The sequence below is a fragment of the Clostridioides sp. ES-S-0048-02 genome (assembly GCF_020658495.1).
Classification (GTDB): Bacteria; Bacillota; Clostridia; order Peptostreptococcales; family Peptostreptococcaceae; genus Clostridioides.
The window spans coordinates 23,516-41,473 of the sequence record NZ_JACVWH010000003.1 but is presented as its reverse complement, the minus strand read 5'-3'; the positions used below and the strand labels follow the sequence as shown (position 1 = coordinate 41,473).

The window sequence follows — 17,958 nt, the reverse complement described above, 5'->3', positions numbered from 1 at the left end:
TTCTACAATATAGTTTACATCATTTTTTTAAGAATTTTAATTAATTTATCATTATATGGTGCATATCTAATAGGAATATCTAAATTTAATTTTTTCAATACACTTTTGTAATGCGTAAATGTATCAAATCCTGCTTTACCATGATATGAACCCATACCACTTTCACCAATACCTCCAAATGGTAAGTAGTTGGTAGCTATATGGATAATTGTATCATTTACACAACACCCTCCTGCTGGAATCATTTCTAAAACTTTATTTTCCAAATACTTATCTTTTGTAAATATATAAAGAGCTAGTGGATTTGGTCTTTGTATAATTTCTTGCAAAATTTCGTCTAAGTTTTTGTATGTCAAAACAGGAAATACTGGTCCAAATATTTCCTCCTTCATTATATCATCATCCCAACTAGCATCATCTATTATAGTTGGCTCTATTTTTAATGTATGGTTATTATAATTACCACCATATACTACCTTTTCCATATCAATAAGGGATATTATACGCTTAAAATGCTTTTCATTTATAATTTTAGGAAATTGCTCATTATCACATGGATTCTCTCCAAAATACTGTTCAATATAATATTTTATTTTCTCTATTAACTCATCTTTTTTATTCTCATGTACTAAAATATAATCTGGTGCTACACAAGTTTGTCCTGCATTTATTAGTTTTCCCCATGTCAATCTTTTTGCAGCAAGATTTATATCTGCATCTTCTAGTATAATACAAGGACTTTTTCCTCCTAGTTCCAAAGTTATAGGAGTTAAATACTTTGATGCTGCTTTCATAATTACTTTACCTACCGCAGTGCTTCCTGTAAAAAATATATAATCGAATTTTTCTAAAAGTACTTTTTCGCTTTCTTCTTGGTCACCTTGAACTACTGCAATATATTCTTTTGAAAATATACTTTCAAGTATGTCTTTGATTATATGTGAAGTTGATACAGAGTACTCAGAAAGTTTTATTATTGCACAATTGCCTGCTGCTAATGACCAAACCAATGGTATAAGAGCTAGTTGAAATGGATAATTCCAAGGTGACATTATAAGTGTAACACCATAAGGTTGAGGAACAACCTTAGATATAGATGGAAAATTGACCATACTTGAACGAACTCTTTTTGTTTTGCTCCATTTTTTTATATTTTTTATAGCAAAATTCAACTCACTATATAAAATACCTACTTCTGTCATAAATCCTTCAAAATTTGATTTATTTAAATCCTGTTTTAATGCCACAAGTATTTTATCTTCATTTTTTAATATAACTGACTTTAGCTTTTTTAACTGCTCTAAACGAAATGATACATCTCTTGTTTTACCTGTATTATAGTATTCCCTTTGCATCATTACTATCTTATTTATATCCACTATTTAAACCCCCCTCTTTAAGAATTAGACTACTCTATTTTTAAAACAAATTGTTTAAATTTCTATTAATATAATTTTTATACAATAATAAATTCATATCAATATAACATAAATTTACAAATAAAAAAAGCCCCCCTTTTAGATACAGGAGAACTAATAAAAAAATTGTATTTTTAAGAATTAATTACTCTATAAATTACAATATAGTTATAAGCTTGTGTTTTGAAGTTTATCCACATAATCAAGTATAGGATTTAGATACTTTTTATCACACCAATCAAAATCTTCTCCTAATAATAAAGGAGCTTCTATTGGATTAAAACCTTGACGTTGTTTTTTAGCTATTGACTTTTTAAGAAAACTACAAAGAGTGGTATCAAGCCATGACATTTTTGTTTCATTCCATTCGCCACGGCAGTAAAAACAAGGAATATTATTCAACTTATCCTTAAAATTAACTTCTCTCAGTTTTCTTATTACTGAATCATCATATGGAGATGCTCCTACACCAAAAACAACTAGATTTTTACCTGCTAATTTCTCATAGTGCTTTTTAAAAAAAGAAATTCCTGCTATATTACAAGCATAAAGACCTCCACCTAAAATAATTGTATCGTAATCTATAATCTTTTCTAGATTAACATCCTTAATTTCAAAAATATCACAAGCTAATGATTCTGAAAGCCATTTAGCATATTTTTTTGTTGAACCATACTTACTTTTATAAATTATCACTATATTTTTCATGTTAATTATCTCCTTAATCTTGATAATAACTATAATTAGTAACTAGTTACTTTATATTATAGTAATTAATTACTTTTGTGTCAATAATCTTATTTTTTATCATATATAATGAAGCGGTATAGCTTAGATAACTATACCGCTTTATACAAATTATAATTTATAATAATTTTACAACTTAACTCCAAACTAACTACTTTAAATAAATTCTAGATTACAATACCTTTTAAAAAGTTTATTCTAAAACATACTTTTTATACTTGTTATATTCTATATTACTACATTCTACATCTAAAAGAGTTCCCTCTTCCATATATTCTGTATTTATGACACTTGTATTATTATTAAAATAAGAAGCTACATTTCCTTCACTGTATGGAATCAAAAACTTACATCTTATATAATCTTTAAATATGCTATCACAAATGCATTTTACCATTTTGTCTATATTTATATTTTTTTTGGCTGAAACAAATATACCTTCCTTGCCTATATCATCTACAATATCATTTAATAATTCTTCATCAACTAAATCAATTTTATTGTAAATATTTATTATAGGGATATCATTTGCGCCAATTTGATTTAAAGTATCTACTGTTACTTTAATATGATTTTTATAGCTTGGATTTGAAACGTCAATAACATGTAATAACACATCTGCTTCGCACACTTCTTCTAATGTCGACCTAAATGCTTTTACTAAATCATGTGGTAGATTACTTACAAATCCAACTGTATCAGACAATAAAAATTCTTTATTATCTTGAAGAACTATGCTTCTAATAGAAGTTTCTAATGTCGCAAATAACATGTTTTTTTCAAATACTTTCTTTTCTTCAGAGTTTTTAAATATATCAACTAATTCATTCATTATTGAAGATTTTCCGGCATTTGTATATCCAACTAAAGCTACATTTGGAAGATTAGATTTTTTTCTCATATTTCTTTGAGTTTCTCGTTGGAATTTTAAATCATCTAATTCCCTATTTAGAGAAGTTATCTTTTCTTCTATTCTTCTACGGTCGAGCTCTAATTTCTTTTCACCAGAACCTCTATTTTTAGTACCTACTCCTCCACTTTGACGCCCTAAATTTTCATTTGAGCCTATAAGTCTTGGTAACATATATCTTAAACTTGCTACTTCCACTTGAAGCTTGGCTTCTCTAGTTTTTGCCCTTTGTGCAAATATATCAAGTATCAATGCTGTTCTATCTATAATTTCACAGTTTAATTTTTCTTCAAGGTTTTTAAGTTGTGATGTAGAAAGCTCATTATAAAACACAACTATATCTGCTTTTTCTTGCTTTATTATATTTAATAATTCTTCAACTTTACCTATACCAATATAATATGCTCTATTAACCTGCTTTGCATTTTGAGTTATACTTCCTACAACATCAATATTGCATGCAGAGCATAAGTTTTCAAGCTCAATCATTAGTTCGTTGAAATCCTCAGATTTACTATTTATGTTTAGTCCTACTATTATTCCTTTTTTTGCCATATCCATATTCTCCTTATATACTATTTTTTATTTAATATATAGCACGAGATTATGGCTCTATAATTAAATTCATTAAGAATTTGCTTGTTTAATTTTATCCTTAAATGATACTTCTAATTTAATATTATAATAACCATAATCGTGCGTTATTTTCTTAATCTTATATAAAAAATCACTTTAAAACACCTCTCCTCAATTATATTATGTAGTTTTTTCAATAAAAAAACTCCTTATAAATCTAAGTAATACAAAACAATCTACTTACATTATAAGAAGGATTAAAATTCTAAATATATATTAAAAATATGTCAATTTAATTGACTCATATGTGATTATTATATTATATTTAACCCAATTCTTAAATTTAAGTAGTTTTTTACACAACTAATAAAAGTAACTAAAGTAGATAACTTTACATAATTGTTAACTATTAAAATTAAATTTTATTATTAATAAAATTTAAAGAATACGATTAAATATACATTTTGATAATCACCTCCAACATTTTCCTTATTATATATTATAACAAAATACATAACTTTGTAAATACATAAAAAAATAGATAAGATTATATCTTACAAAATATAATCTTATCTAAATAGTTTATTCTATATTTCTCTTACAACGATACTCATATTTTAAAGTAAATTCTTACTACATTGCTTCATCTTCTTCAAATTGAGAATTGTAAAGATTAGCATAGAATCCACCTTTCTTTAGAAGTTCCTCATGGTTTCCTTGTTCAACTATATCTCCTTCATTCATAACAAGAATCATGTCAGCATCACGTATAGTTGATAATCTATGTGCTATAACAAAGCTTGTTCTACCTTCCATAAGATTATCCATAGCTTTTTGAATTAATACTTCTGTTCTAGTATCAACAGAACTTGTAGCTTCATCCAATATTAAGATTTTAGGGTCTGCTAAAATGGCACGAGCTATAGTCAATAATTGTTTTTGACCTTGAGAAACATTGCTTGCTTCTTCATTTAATTTCATGTTGTATCCATCTGGCAATGTTTTGATAAATCTATGAACATGTGCAGATTTAGCTGCTTCTATAACTTCTTCATCTGTAGCATTTAGTTTACCATATCTTATATTTTCCATAATTGAGCCACTAAATAACCATGTATCTTGAAGAACCATACCAAACATTTCTCTAAGCTCACTACGATTGAAATCTTTAATATTATGACCATCAATTAGTATTGAACCACTATTAACATCATAAAATCTCATTAAAAGCTTAACTATAGTAGTTTTACCTGCTCCTGTAGGTCCAACAATAGCAACTTTTTGACCAGGTTTAACATTTACTGAGAAATCATTTATTATAGTCTTATTTGAATTATATCCAAAATTAACATTTTCAAAATCAATCTTACCTTCTAAACCATCTATTGAAACTGCATTTTCAACAACTTGGTCTTCTTCTTCCTCTTCTAAGAACTCAAATACTCTTTCAGAAGCTGCTGCTGTTGACTGTAGTAAGTTAGCAACCTGTGCAATCTGAGTCATTGGTTGTGTAAAGTTTCTTACATATTGTATAAATGACTGTATATCTCCAACCTCAATTGTTTTCTTAATTGCAAGCCAACCTCCTAAGATTGATACCATTACATAGCCTAAGTTTCCAATAAACATCATAAGTGGTTGCATTATCCCAGATAAAAATTGAGATTTCCATGCTGAATTATACAAACTATCATTTAATTTATCAAATTCATTAATTGCTTCTTCTTCACGATTAAATGCTTTTACTATTGTTTGACCACTATAAGTTTCCTCAACTTGACCATTTACATTCCCTAAATATTCTTGTTGGGATCTAAAGTATTTTTGTGATTTCTTTACTATTCTTGAAATTACAAACATTGATATTGGTAATATTAAAATTGCCACTAATGTCATAATACCACTTATAGATAACATCATTATCAAAACACCTATCATAGTTGTTACTGATGTTATAAGTTGTGTCATACTTTGATTTAAACTTTGGTTTAGAGTATCTATATCATTTGTAATTCTTGATAGTATTTCACCATGTGTTTTAGTGTCAAAATACTTCATTGGCAATCTATCCAATTTTACTGAAATCTCTTGTCTTAAATTATAAGATACTTTTTGAGAAATTCCACTCATTATGAATCCTTGTATAAAAGAGAATAGTGCACTTACCAAGTAAAGGCAAAGTAATAATGCTAAAATTTTTCCAATTGCGTCAAAATCTATACCTACATTGCCTCCAGAGACTTTGCTCACTAATCCTTCAAATATCTTTGTAGTCGCCTTACCTAAAATTTTTGGACCTACTATAGAAAACGATGCACTACCAATAGCAAATACAATTACCAAAATTATTGATATTTTAAATTTAGATAAGTATGCAATTAGTTTTCGCATGGTTCCTTTAAAGTCATTTGCTTTTTGTCCTGCTCCTATAGATTTTCCCATAGGACCTTTTCCCATTCTACTCATTAGCTAGCTCCTCCTTTGAAAGTTGTGATAAAGCTATTTGCTCATAAACTTCGCAATTTTTTAGAAGCTCTTTATGTGTTCCTATTCCAACTATTTTTCCTTCATTTAAAACAACTATTTGTTCTGCATGCAAGATGGTACTAATTCTTTGTGCAACTATTAATACTGTACTTTCAGCAGTTTTTGATTTTAAAGCTTTACGAAGAGCTGCATCAGTTTTTAAGTCAAGAGCCGAAAAACTATCATCAAATATATAAACTTCTGGATTTTTTGCTATTGCTCTTGCAATAGAAAGTCTTTGTTTTTGACCTCCAGAGACATTTGTTCCACCTTGAGAAATTTCAGTTTTAAAAGCTTCTGGTTTAGAATCAATGAATTCTGTAGCTTGAGCTATTTCAGCTGCAGCTCTCATTTCTTCATCTGTTGCGTCTTTTCTGCCATATTTCAAGTTGGATTCTATGGTACCAGAGAACAATATTCCTTTTTGAGGTACATATCCAATTTTTTCTCTTAAATCATGTTGAACAACATCTTTTATATTAACTCCACCAAGTAATATTTCTCCCTCAGTAACATCAAAGAAACGAGGAATTAAATTTATAAGAGTCGACTTACCACTACCAGTACTTCCTATAAATGCAGTTGTTTCTCCTGGTTTTGCTGTAAAGGATATATCTGTCAATATAGCTTCTTCTGCATCTGGATACATGAATGAAACATTTTTAAATTCAACAAGACCTTTTTTATCTTCTTTAAATTCTTGTACTTTTGATTTTTCTGGGTCTTTGATACTTATATCTGATACCAACACTTCATCTATACGTGTAGCTGAAACAGATGCTCTTGGAAGCATAATAGATATCATTGATATCATCAAGAATGACATTATTATCTGCATTGTATATTGTATAAATGCCATCATATCTCCAACTTGCATTGCTCCAGAATCAACACTATATGCACCTCTCCAAACTATAAGAACTGTAATAAGGTTCATTATAAGCATCATAGCAGGCATCATACATGTCATAACTCTATTTACAAAAAGATTTGTTTTAGTTAAATTTTTATTTGCTTCATCGAATCTTTTTTCTTCATGTTTTTCAGTACTAAAAGCTCTTATAACTGGAATACCTGTAATTATCTCACGGCTTACTAAGTTTAACTTATCGACAAGCTTTTGAACCAATTTAAACTTAGGCATAACAACTGAGAATAATACAATTATTAAAGATAAAATGGCTACTACTGCAACTGCTATAATCCAAGCCATTGAAGTATTAGTATTTAAAACTTTTATTATTCCACCTATAGCCATTATTGGAGCATAAAAAACTATTCTAAGTAGCATAACCATCAACATTTGTATCTGTTGAATATCATTTGTACTACGAGTGATTAATGATGCTGTAGAAAACTCATTCATTTCACTATTTGAAAATGACATAACTTTTCTAAAAACTCCACTTCTTAAATTTCTTCCTACGCTTGCTGCTACTCTTGCTGCTAAAAATCCAACTGTAATTGTAGCTATCATACTAATCATAGCTATACCAAGCATTTTTGCACCAGTAAGTAATATATAATTATTTTGCATATTTTCTGTATCAATACCTATGTTTTCATATTCTGCTTTTACATATGATACTGAACTTTGTGTTATCATACTTTCTGGCATACTTTCAAAGCTTTTGCTCATCTCTTTAGTTAATTTGTCTAATTGTTCTGTTGGCATCATTGATAACACTTTAAATATATCAACTTCTTCACCTTGAGTCCCTTGTGTAGGAAGTTGACTCATTATCTGAGATTTCATTGCTTTTACTTCCTTACTGTCCCCCTCAAGCCCTGATACAATTAAAATAGATTTACCAAAAATAGTATTTAACTCATCTATAGTATCCTTGTTTTTAGTATTTAACTCATAAAGAGATTCGTCTTTTAAATTTGGATACTTCTCTTTATACTTGCTGTAATCTTCCTTATTCAATAAAGTATAATTGTCTAATATTTTATCCTTATTATCTTTATCCATAAACAAAGTAATCTTATCTAATTCACTTTTTCTAATTATAGATGGAACAGAGTTTTCTACTCCACCTTGCTGTATCCCTATATTTACTATATTAGATGTATATTTTGGTAAAGAAAGGTCACATACTGCTTGAACTACCAATAAGCATACTATTATTACTATTGATAAGGCTGACTTCTTTAAATATTTAATTAATTTAAACATACACTTCTTCCCTTCTGTAATATTAATTAGTCTGATAGCATTAAATTGAAAAACATTGTTTTAAACTTTAGAAATATTTTTCATGCTCATGTTTATGACATCCTGCTTTTAAATTGTCTCTAACTTGCATTAGAAGTCTTCTAAGTACTATTTTTTCTTCTTCACTAAATCCTAAAAAGATTTCTCTTTCTAATTCTTTGTTAAATTCCTCAACTTTCTTACATACTTCTAGGCCTTTATCTGTTAAAAAAATTCTAGAAATTCTTTGGTCCTTTTCATCTTGTTTTCTTTCTACAAGCCCAGTTTTTTCCATTCTTTTTATCATAACTGTCGTTGTAGATGCTTTTACTTTTCTTTTATCTGCTAATTCTTTTTGACTTTGACCATTTTTCATCCTAAGAGAAAAAAGTATTTGTGGCTGACCCTGGTACAAGCCTAATTTATCAAAATAAAAATGAGTTCTTATAAAATATATTCGCATCAATTGCAAGAAAACATCATTTAATTTTTCTTCAGAATTGCTATTCATACTTACCCTCCTTATTTTTATATTACTTAGTCGGCTAATGATTATTTTACTATAACAGCTATCTTTTTTCAATATATTTATAAAAAATTCATATAAATTTCATTTATTAAATATTTTTCTATTGATTAGTTATGATTTTAATAGCTAATAATAAGTTTTTTAATTAGCTAACTACTTATATTTTTCATTAAAACCTTAAGATAAACCTTTTCATAAATTTATCAATTAAAAAAGGTTGTTTCAAAATAAAATAAATTTTGAAACAACCTCTTATTTAATAATATATTACTTATATACTATAAAAATATATTATTTATCCTCATATCCATTTACAACAACATCTATTTTTCCAGTTTCTGGCGATATAATCAACCCATGCACAACAATTCCCTCTGGAATTAAAGGATGATTTTTTATTAAATTAATACTATCTTTTACAGAATCCTCTGCTGAATCAAATCCATGTAACCATTGTTTTGTATCAATTCCTGCACTACGAAGTGTAAGTATTACATCATTTGATATTCCTCTATCTAAGATTTTATTTAGTAATTTATCCGTATCCACATTGCACATACCACATCCATGATGTCCTACAACCATAACTTCATCCACATCAAATTCATAAATTGCAACTAAAATACTTCTCATGATACTTCCAAATGGATGCATTATAGTAGCACCTGCATTTTTTATCAGTTTAACATCTCCATTTTTAAGATTCATGGCTTTAGGTAAAAGTTCAGTTAATCTTGTATCCATACATGATAGGACTACTATTTTTTTATTTGGATGTTTTGAGGTTGCATACTGTTCATATTCTTTATTTTTTACAAATGATTTATTGTACTCTAATATCTCTTCAAGTCTTCGCATATGTAATCTCACTCTCTATAAAAATTTTTTATATTATTATATCACTATTGGACTACAATATATACATATATAATTTAATTTATATTTATCATCTATTTTTATAAAATTATTATTTTTCCATAATTTCACATATTAGTTATATTAGTAAAGACTCTTATAATAATCTTTTAATAATCAAAATTAGAATTATATATTTTTGTTATTTAATTAAATAATTCTTTTAAAACTTTATTACCTAAATTTAATCCTATTATAGTTACTTTTCCATCCTTAACTCCGCTATATTTAAAAACATTAGTTTTGCCAGAAGAATAGCTAAATTCTAAATATACATCAGATGAATTTACAAAACCTTATGCCTTTAATATTTTTTTAATGAGTGTAGCTTTTCCTACTCCTAAAAAACCTGAAACAACATCAACCTTTATCATATATACTCAAGTCTTTTAAACTAATTAATACTTTTATGTAATATGCGTAGTATTGAATTTAGTTCTTCAACTGACATTTGACCTGGTGCAGAAACCTTTTTAACTGCTCCAAAAGTCAATGCTGAGCCAAATATTTCCCCACACAAACGACTTATAACTCCCATTCCTGCCATAGACATAGTTATTATTGGTCTATCTGCATAAACTTGAACCATTTCATTTGTAGCTGTAAGCAACACCAGAACATCTCTTTCATTTTTTGGCATAACAGCTATTTTAGGTAAGTCTGCTCCTAGTTTTTGCATTTTGCATAAACGAGATATAATCTCTTCTTTTTTGGGAGTTTTATTAAAATCATGATTCGACATGACTACTTTCACTTCTTTTTCATGAGCAAACTCGACTATTTCATTTACAATTTCATCTCCCATAAATAGCTCTACATCTATTAAGTCTATTAATCCTGTATTAGAGATTTCCTTATTTAAAATAGTATAATAATCTTTTGATATTAATTTTTGTCCACCTTCTTTTATACTTCTAAATGTAAATAATAGAGGTGTATCTGGTATATATTTTCTTAATTCATTAATAACTTCTTTAACTTGTTGAATATTTTCTACATTCTCAAAGAAATCAACACGCCATTCTACAACATCCAAACAAATTTCCTTTAAGTCATTAACTTCTTCAATAATTTCTTCTTTAGTTTTTCCAACTATTGGTACACAGATTTTAGGTATACCTTCTCCTATTCTAATATTTTTTACTTGTACTATATTATTCATATTTCTCCTCCACACATATAGAAGTTTTATCAGATTTTATATTCTTTACATCACAATATTATTATATCGTAAAAATACTATAAGTCATAACAATACTAATTCTACAGTAGTACTTCAACTTCATTTTATATACTTACATTTAATTTTTTTACACTCTTTCTTGTAATTTCATTATATTACTTAATTATTATTAATAAAATACATATTATTCTTAATATTGATAGAATTAATCTATGAATTATGGTATAATATGGTATAATTTTGTAGAAATAACCCGAATTTTATTACTTATGAAGGGATTGAATATCAATGAACCTAAATCATTTGCATTACTTTAGAGTTTTAGCCAAAGTTGAGCACTATACAAAAGCAGCTACACAATTGTCTATAACTCAACCAAGCTTAAGTCATGCTATATCTGCTCTTGAAAAAGAACTGGGAACTTTTTTATTTGAAAAACAAGGTAGAAATGTTCGTTTAACTAAATATGGTAAATTTTTTTTAACTTATGTTGATAAAGCATTGAGTGAATTAGAAAGAGGAGAAAAAAAGCTTAGAGAATATACAAGTATATCAAAAGGTGTCATAGACTTAGGATTTATTTATACATTGGGAGCTTACTTCATTCCAGATATACTTGGTAAGTTTTTAGAAAAAGAGTCAAATAAAAATATTTCATTTTCATTTGGTCAAGGTACTACTAAAAAGATTATCCAAAGTTTAAAAGATGAAAAATTCGATTTAGCATTTTGCTCTTTTGTTCCAAATGAACCCAACATAGATTTTACAGCTATACTTCAGGAAGAATTGGTTGTAATAGTGCCATATAACCATCCTTTAGCCTCAAATGAAAGTGTAGACTTAAAGGATACAAAGGATTATCCTTTTATATTCTTTAGTGAAGATAGTGGAGTTAGACCAATTATTGATAAGCTCTTTGAAAAAGTTGATGTAAAACCACAAATTGTATGTGAAACAGAAGAAGATACAGCTGTCGCAGGTTTAGTTTCTATTAACTATGGTATAGCAGTTGTTCCAAATATTTTTGCTCTTAAATATTTTAATGTAAAGGTTTTATCAATAACAAATCCTATACATGAAAGGTACATATATTTAGCTACAATGAAAAATAAATATTTAACTCCTGCTGTTAATAGTTTTAGAAACTTTGTTATTAATTACAGTAAAAACAATAATCAAATTGATAAAATGGAATAAGAACAAGTTAAAAAGGGATTGTTTCAGAGTAAATACTCTGTACAATCCCAGACACATTTTAAAATTTATTAAAGTTTATTAGAAATAATCTGAGAAGTATGGATTTTTACGTTCAATAAGATTTTCTAATAAATCTACTATTTCTTTATCACAAGTAATTCTTTTTATTCTATGAAGATAAGTTGGTCTTTTGTAACTAAGCAACATAGTTGTAAGTGTTTGTATATCAAGCTTCAAATCATACTTATCACCACCAGAGGTTAGTATACCTTTACCTTCTTTAGAAACACTTAGTGTAAATACTCCTGTATTCCAATCTAATAAAGGGTCTTTTAATTGAAATACTAACTTTACTTCATTTTCTTGTTCTTTAAATGGATACTGATTTATAAATTGTTCTATATCAACAATTCTACCCATAAAGTATGGTTTTATATTTTCTTCTATGTCTCCATCTTCAAGTAAAAATGCCAATGGTTCATCTGTATATGTATTTCCAACCACTTTATTTATCATTGAAAAGTGAGCACTTATAAAATTCCATAATCCTGTACGTGCCTCTTCTTCTACAAATACCATTTCTTTAATATAGAATATTTCATCAGAAATCCAATATAACACATAACCTTGTGCTTCATGGTTTTTATCATAATAAATTGCACATGTTAAGTCATCTAAATCCCAACGCCAGTATTCTTCCCATGCCAACTCACTTCTAATCATAGATGCATGGCTCTTTTTAGAAAATCGTTCATAAACATTTATGACATCTTCGTGTTCTATACTTACACGCTCAACTTCTCCTGATACCGCTTTAGGTTTCGGCAACTGAGTATCTTTAATTTCAAAAGATATCTTATCTGATATTATTTCCCATCCCTTACGACGATAATATGGAATTGAGTATGGAAATAAATAAGATATAGATTGTTTTCTTTCTCTCATATCTGTTAATGCTTGTCGCATCAATTTATCCATAAGACCTAAATTAGAATATTCAGGATATGTTCCAACACCAGTAAGACCACCCATATCGTATTCTTGACCAAATATATTGATTTTAAATGGATAAACAGCTATTTGAGATACTAGTTTATCCTCATCAAACCAACCAAATACATCTGCTTGTCTTAATACAGGTAGTTTAGCAAGAGTTATTTCTCTTTCCTCCCAACCTACTTGTTGTAAATCATGGTTTGTCACTTGAAATACATAACGTAACAATTGATTGAATTGTTGCAAATGCTTAGTTTCTACTTTCTTCATTTCGAGTCTCTCTAGTCGACTCATAATAAAACCTCCTAAAAATAAATACATATAAATACTACCTATTTATATAATATAGACAATAAATTTACATAAATACTACATAAATATTTATATAAGCATAATTTTATCATACCCAATATATTCTAGTCAAATCACTGTTGAAAATTAAAGTTTAATTCAATAATAGCATTATTTAACTTAATAAAAAATGATTTATATTTAGTATATCTTAAATACTTGTAATTCTTTATCACTTTGATATAATCAAATAAATAGACAATTGTAATAAAATACAATTTAGTTAAAAATATTTTATTTAAAATAAAACAATAAACTATAAATAAATAAGTAATATATAAGGAGTGATTCTGTGAAGAGATGCATTGTAATAATGGGATAGTCAGGAAAACAACATAATATAAAGGAGAGATTTAAACATGACTATTCCAAATTCAGATAAAATATATCCAAGAAGTAATGATTATCAAACTATATATCTTAAAAATGTGATTACAAGAGACAATATAAAAGTTGGAGACTATACAATATATAACGACTTTTATAATGACCCAAGGGATTTTGAAAAAAATAATGTACTATATCAGTATCCTATAAACAATGATAAATTAATAATCGGAAAATTTTGTTCAATTGCATGTAATGTAAAGTTTTTAATGACTAGTGGAAACCACACTGTGAAATCACTCTCTACTTATACATTTCCAATCTTTTATGAAGAATGGGATTTAGACATAAATCATATAACAGATGCTTGGGATAATAAGGGTGATATTGTAATTGGAAATGATGTATGGATAGGCTATGATGCTGTAATTATGCCAGGTGTAAAAATTGGTGATGGAGCAATTATTGGAACAAGAGCTGTAGTTACTAATAATGTCCCTCCATATTCTATTGTTGGAGGAATACCTGCAAAAATTATAAAGAAAAGATTTAATGATGATATAATTTCAAAATTATTAAAAATTAAGTGGTGGGATTGGTCATATGAAAAAATCCAATCAAGTATTCAACACATTCAATCAGGAGCTATTGATAGATTAGTTTAATATTTTATGACTAATTTATCTTAAAACGAGATTTAGGGGAAATCTTTTTAGGAATTCCCTTAAATCTACTATATTACCAATAGTCCTACTTGATATAATTAAAATTAAAAATAGTACTAAGGTTATAAAACAAAAATAAATTAACTTTTCTAAAATTACTTTACTTTTATTATTTATTCTCTACAAGAGATTCGAATTTTCTAAAATCATCTCTATTATTTATTATCATAAAAGATTTAACTTTTCTAAAGTTGTTATTATATTTCTTCCTTCTCTAACTCCATCGATTATTCTTCTAGCTATTTTACTATCTCCTATATTTAGAACTTCCACATTTTTAGCTTCAAAATATTTCTTTAAATTATTCAAAATTGGATTATTAGATTTCATTCCTAAACATATAAATCCATAATCAAAATTTAGTAAGAACTCTTCTTCATTCTTCTTAACTTTAAAATTATCATCCTGAACTTCCAATAATGCTGTATTTGTATAAACATCAACATTATAATCTTTTAACATCTTCATCATTGTCACCTTTGTTATAGGATCTAAATCTTTGCCCACAACTGGTAACATCTCAACTATAGAAGTTTTAGCCTTATTTTCTGAGAAAAATTCTACAACATCTAATCCAACAGCTCCACCACCCACAACTACTACTTTCTTATTTTCTAAGTCTTTTGTTTTAAAATATTCTATATCATTAAATAGCTTAAATATTGAACTCACCTTTCCATTTTCTTGGTCTATCCTATCCATCAAACCAGTTATTGGTGGAAGTAATGGTTTTGAACCTGTAGCATTTATAATTATATCAGGTTTTAAATTTTCTATAAATTTAATATCGGACTTTGTATTTTTAAAAACAATTAAATTTTTTAATTTATTAACTCTCTGTTTTAAATACTTTGGAAAATCATTTATTCTACTTTTATCCGGAAAAGTTGATATTGTCTCAGCAAGCCCTCCTATATCTTCTTTTTCTTCTAATAAAAATACATTACAGCCCACCTCTGCTGCTGTGGCTGCGGCTTCGAGACCAGCCGTTCCTCCACCTATAACAACCACATTTGTTGTCTTATTTACTTTTCTTTGTTTATATTCTTCTCCATTTATTAAGTCTGGATTTACTGTACATCTTATAGGTCTATTTGCTCCAATTCTATTACCTGCACATCCTATATTACATGAAATACACTTTCTTATTGAATCTTCTTTTCCATTTTGTACCTTTTCAGCCCAATTAGGGTCAGCTATAAGGCCTCTTCCCATGCCTATAAAATCCGCTTCATTATTTTCAAGTATTTTTGATGCTATCTCTGGATTCCTTATATTTCCAGTTATTATTGTTGTTTTTCCAAATCTTTTTTTAACTGCTTTAGACATATATGAACGCCACCCATCTTCTAATGTCATTGTATCGATTTGAAATTGTATAGAATCATTTAATGCTGCTGATACATTATATATATCTACTTCTTCATTTAAATATTCAAGAAGCTTTAAAGTATCATCTAAAGTATTTCCTCCCTCTATAAATTCATCAGCACTTATCCTTAAAGATATAGGAAATAAGGCTCCTACTTCGTCTCTAACTTTATCAATTACTAGTTTTGCAAATCTCGCTCTATTTTCAAGACTTCCACCAAATTCATCTGTACGCTTATTGTAAATTGGGGATAAAAATTGACTTATTAGATATGAGTGTCCAGCGTGTATCTCTATAGCATCAAAACCAGCTATTTGAGCTCTTTTTGCTGCCTTTCCATATTTTTTAGCTATATCTAGTATTTCTTCTTTCTTTAATTCTCTTGGTATTGTTCCTCCATTTTTTGAGGGTATGTTCGAAGAAGATACTGGAGTTAATCCATTTATTCTATCTGGCATAGCTGAAGCACCTGAATGATTAATTTGTATAGCTACACATGCACCATGTTTATGTAGACTCTCAGTTAACTTATATAAAGCAGGTATGTATCTGTCATGGTCTATTCTTATTTGTGTGGTTCCATTAGAACCTAAAGGAAAATCTACACAAGCATTTTCTACAATTATAAGTCCAGTTCCACCTTTAGCTCTTTGTTCATAATATTTAATGTGTTCATCTTTAAATTCTCCACTTTCTCCACCAAAGTTTGTTCCCATTGGTGGCATAACTATTCTATTTTTTACATTCATCCTTTTTATAGTTAATGGTTCAAAGATATTTTGATATATTTTCATTTCTATTCCTCCACACGTTTTTATGTTTATAGTTTTTGTGATTTAAATTTATGTCTCTATTATAATGCGTAGAAATCTATTAAACCAGTGCATATTTTTATCATTATTGATAGATTTTTTCTATGATTTTATGATTATGTTTCTTAACAAAAAAAATCATGCTACATTAATAGTGATACACTATTAATGTAGCATGATTACTTAAACTCTAGATAATTTTAATATTTTACATCTACACATATATATTAAGAATAGCTAAATTTTACAGTCTTCTATACTCTTCTCTTTTTAATTTTAAGTTACTTAGATAATAATCTATCTCATCAATTAGACGTTGTTTATCCTCAGGTAATATTCCTTTTAGGTTAACATAATTTGAGGCATGATTACTTCTAAATACGACTTTTTCATTGGTATCTATATTTTTTATCATTTCTTTAATTTCTTGTAGCACAGCTTTATCTTCCAATACTGTAAATTCACCTGATTGAAGCAAATCGTAAAGTTCAGTATTGGGTTCTACCATTAAACTCAATACACCTACATAATCTGGTGAAATTGCTCCTAGCATTTTTCCTGTATCAACTCCATGTTGATTCGTTTTTTTAGTTCCTCCAAGACCCGCTATTACAGTAGCTGATAATTTAATACCATTTTGCTTAACTTTTCTACCAACTTTTATAAGTTGTTCACTATTAAATCCCTTTTTAATATCTTCTAATACCTCATCATTTCCACTCTCAAGCCCTAGATAAATCATCTTAACACCAAGTTTTTTTAACTCTTTAAGTTCATCATCAGTTTTTTTCTCTATAGACTTAGGAGAGCCATATAGAGTAATTCTTTCACACTCTGGAAAAACTTCTTTTATATACAATATTATATCTCTTAGTTTTTCCATTGGTATTATCAATGCGTCTCCATCTGCTAAAAATATTCTGTCTACATTTTTATAATGTCTTCTAAATATATCAATTTCATTTTTTATTACTTCTAATGGTTTTATTTTAAATTTCTTTGATTTGTACATACTACAAAATGTACATTTATTATGAGAACATCCTAGTGTAACTTGTATTATAAGACTATAAGCCTCACTTGGCGGTCTATAAAGTGGCATATCATATTCCATATTAAAATCCCCCTTTTAATCAACTCTTAATTTTATTATATTAATAATATTTACTTAAAATAA

General features: G+C 27.7%; 14 protein-coding genes. 2 read left to right on the top strand and 12 right to left on the bottom strand.

Annotation, left to right across the window (positions count from 1 at the left end; genetic code table 11):
* Window positions 1–14: 14 nt before the first annotated feature.
* The 9 genes from IC173_RS05395 to aroD form a co-directional block, all read right to left on the bottom strand.
* Window positions 15–1,379, bottom strand: coding sequence for an aldehyde dehydrogenase (locus tag IC173_RS05395; RefSeq protein ID WP_227434878.1), 1,365 nt, complete (start codon window positions 1,377–1,379; stop codon window positions 15–17).
* Between the two features lie 207 nt (window positions 1,380–1,586).
* Complete coding sequence (locus IC173_RS05390; RefSeq protein WP_227434879.1) at window positions 1,587–2,126, bottom strand: flavodoxin domain-containing protein; 540 nt, start codon at window positions 2,124–2,126, stop codon at window positions 1,587–1,589.
* Window positions 2,127–2,358: 232 nt separating this feature from the next.
* Entirely contained in the window at window positions 2,359–3,630 is a 1,272-nt protein-coding gene (hflX, locus tag IC173_RS05385) for a GTPase HflX (RefSeq protein ID WP_413927137.1), read from the bottom strand.
* A 654-nt stretch (window positions 3,631–4,284) separates the two neighbouring features.
* Entirely contained in the window at window positions 4,285–6,117 is a 1,833-nt protein-coding gene (locus tag IC173_RS05380; RefSeq protein WP_227434881.1) for an ABC transporter ATP-binding protein, read from the bottom strand.
* Window positions 6,110–8,356, bottom strand: a complete 2,247-nt coding sequence (locus IC173_RS05375; RefSeq protein WP_227830638.1) for an ABC transporter ATP-binding protein — start codon at window positions 8,354–8,356, stop codon at window positions 6,110–6,112. Before IC173_RS05375 ends, IC173_RS05380 begins: the two co-directional genes overlap by 8 nt.
* Window positions 8,357–8,423: 67 nt before the next feature.
* Window positions 8,424–8,885: a MarR family winged helix-turn-helix transcriptional regulator gene (locus IC173_RS05370; protein ID WP_227434883.1), complete on the bottom strand. Its 462-nt coding sequence runs from the start codon at window positions 8,883–8,885 to the stop codon at window positions 8,424–8,426.
* Between the two features lie 309 nt (window positions 8,886–9,194).
* Complete coding sequence (locus tag IC173_RS05365) at window positions 9,195–9,761, bottom strand: beta-class carbonic anhydrase (protein WP_227434884.1); 567 nt, start codon at window positions 9,759–9,761, stop codon at window positions 9,195–9,197.
* Between the two features lie 353 nt (window positions 9,762–10,114).
* On the bottom strand, window positions 10,115–10,192 hold the full coding sequence (locus IC173_RS20930; RefSeq protein ID WP_413927138.1) for a GTP-binding protein: 78 nt from the start codon (window positions 10,190–10,192) through the stop codon (window positions 10,115–10,117).
* A 20-nt stretch (window positions 10,193–10,212) separates the two neighbouring features.
* Complete coding sequence (gene aroD / locus IC173_RS05360) at window positions 10,213–10,980, bottom strand: type I 3-dehydroquinate dehydratase (RefSeq protein WP_227434885.1); 768 nt, start codon at window positions 10,978–10,980, stop codon at window positions 10,213–10,215.
* 309 nt (window positions 10,981–11,289) lie between these two features.
* Between aroD and IC173_RS05355 the strand changes: the two genes are divergently transcribed.
* Window positions 11,290–12,198: a LysR family transcriptional regulator gene (locus IC173_RS05355; RefSeq protein ID WP_227855263.1), complete on the top strand. Its 909-nt coding sequence runs from the start codon at window positions 11,290–11,292 to the stop codon at window positions 12,196–12,198.
* A gap of 78 nt (window positions 12,199–12,276) precedes the next feature.
* Here IC173_RS05355 and eis read toward each other — a convergent pair whose 3' ends face one another.
* Window positions 12,277–13,488 (bottom strand): enhanced intracellular survival protein Eis, encoded by a 1,212-nt coding sequence (gene eis / locus IC173_RS05350; protein ID WP_227855262.1) that lies wholly within the window; start codon window positions 13,486–13,488, stop codon window positions 12,277–12,279.
* 416 nt (window positions 13,489–13,904) lie between these two features.
* Between eis and IC173_RS05345 the strand changes: the two genes are divergently transcribed.
* A complete protein-coding gene (locus IC173_RS05345) occupies window positions 13,905–14,537 on the top strand; it encodes a CatB-related O-acetyltransferase (protein WP_227855261.1) in 633 nt (210 codons plus the stop codon).
* A 225-nt stretch (window positions 14,538–14,762) separates the two neighbouring features.
* Here the strand turns inward: IC173_RS05345 and IC173_RS05340 are convergent, their stop codons facing one another.
* Both IC173_RS05340 and IC173_RS05335 read right to left on the bottom strand, forming a co-directional pair.
* Window positions 14,763–16,763: an FAD-dependent oxidoreductase gene (locus tag IC173_RS05340; protein WP_227855260.1), complete on the bottom strand. Its 2,001-nt coding sequence runs from the start codon at window positions 16,761–16,763 to the stop codon at window positions 14,763–14,765.
* Between the two features lie 262 nt (window positions 16,764–17,025).
* A complete protein-coding gene (locus IC173_RS05335; RefSeq protein ID WP_227434897.1) occupies window positions 17,026–17,895 on the bottom strand; it encodes a radical SAM protein in 870 nt (289 codons plus the stop codon).
* Window positions 17,896–17,958 lie beyond the last annotated feature (63 nt).

Excerpts from the sequence above, each read along its gene's own strand:
- IC173_RS05390 (WP_227434879.1), bottom strand. The coding sequence starts at position 2,126 with ATGAAAAATATAGTGATAATTTATAAAAGTAAGTATGGTTCAACAAAA.
- hflX (WP_413927137.1), bottom strand. The coding sequence starts at position 3,630 with ATGGCAAAAAAAGGAATAATAGTAGGACTAAACATAAATAGTAAATCT.
- IC173_RS05380 (WP_227434881.1), bottom strand. The coding sequence starts at position 6,117 with ATGAGTAGAATGGGAAAAGGTCCTATGGGAAAATCTATAGGAGCAGGA.
- IC173_RS05375 (WP_227830638.1), bottom strand. The coding sequence starts at position 8,356 with ATGTTTAAATTAATTAAATATTTAAAGAAGTCAGCCTTATCAATAGTA.
- IC173_RS05370 (WP_227434883.1), bottom strand. The coding sequence starts at position 8,885 with ATGAATAGCAATTCTGAAGAAAAATTAAATGATGTTTTCTTGCAATTG.
- IC173_RS05365 (WP_227434884.1), bottom strand. The coding sequence starts at position 9,761 with ATGCGAAGACTTGAAGAGATATTAGAGTACAATAAATCATTTGTAAAA.
- IC173_RS20930 (WP_413927138.1), bottom strand. The coding sequence starts at position 10,192 with ATGATAAAGGTTGATGTTGTTTCAGGTTTTTTAGGAGTAGGAAAAGCT.
- aroD (WP_227434885.1), bottom strand. The coding sequence starts at position 10,980 with ATGAATAATATAGTACAAGTAAAAAATATTAGAATAGGAGAAGGTATA.
- IC173_RS05355 (WP_227855263.1), top strand. The coding sequence starts at position 11,290 with ATGAACCTAAATCATTTGCATTACTTTAGAGTTTTAGCCAAAGTTGAG.
- eis (WP_227855262.1), bottom strand. The coding sequence starts at position 13,488 with ATGAGTCGACTAGAGAGACTCGAAATGAAGAAAGTAGAAACTAAGCAT.
- IC173_RS05345 (WP_227855261.1), top strand. The coding sequence starts at position 13,905 with ATGACTATTCCAAATTCAGATAAAATATATCCAAGAAGTAATGATTAT.
- IC173_RS05340 (WP_227855260.1), bottom strand. The coding sequence starts at position 16,763 with ATGAAAATATATCAAAATATCTTTGAACCATTAACTATAAAAAGGATG.
- IC173_RS05335 (WP_227434897.1), bottom strand. The coding sequence starts at position 17,895 with ATGGAATATGATATGCCACTTTATAGACCGCCAAGTGAGGCTTATAGT.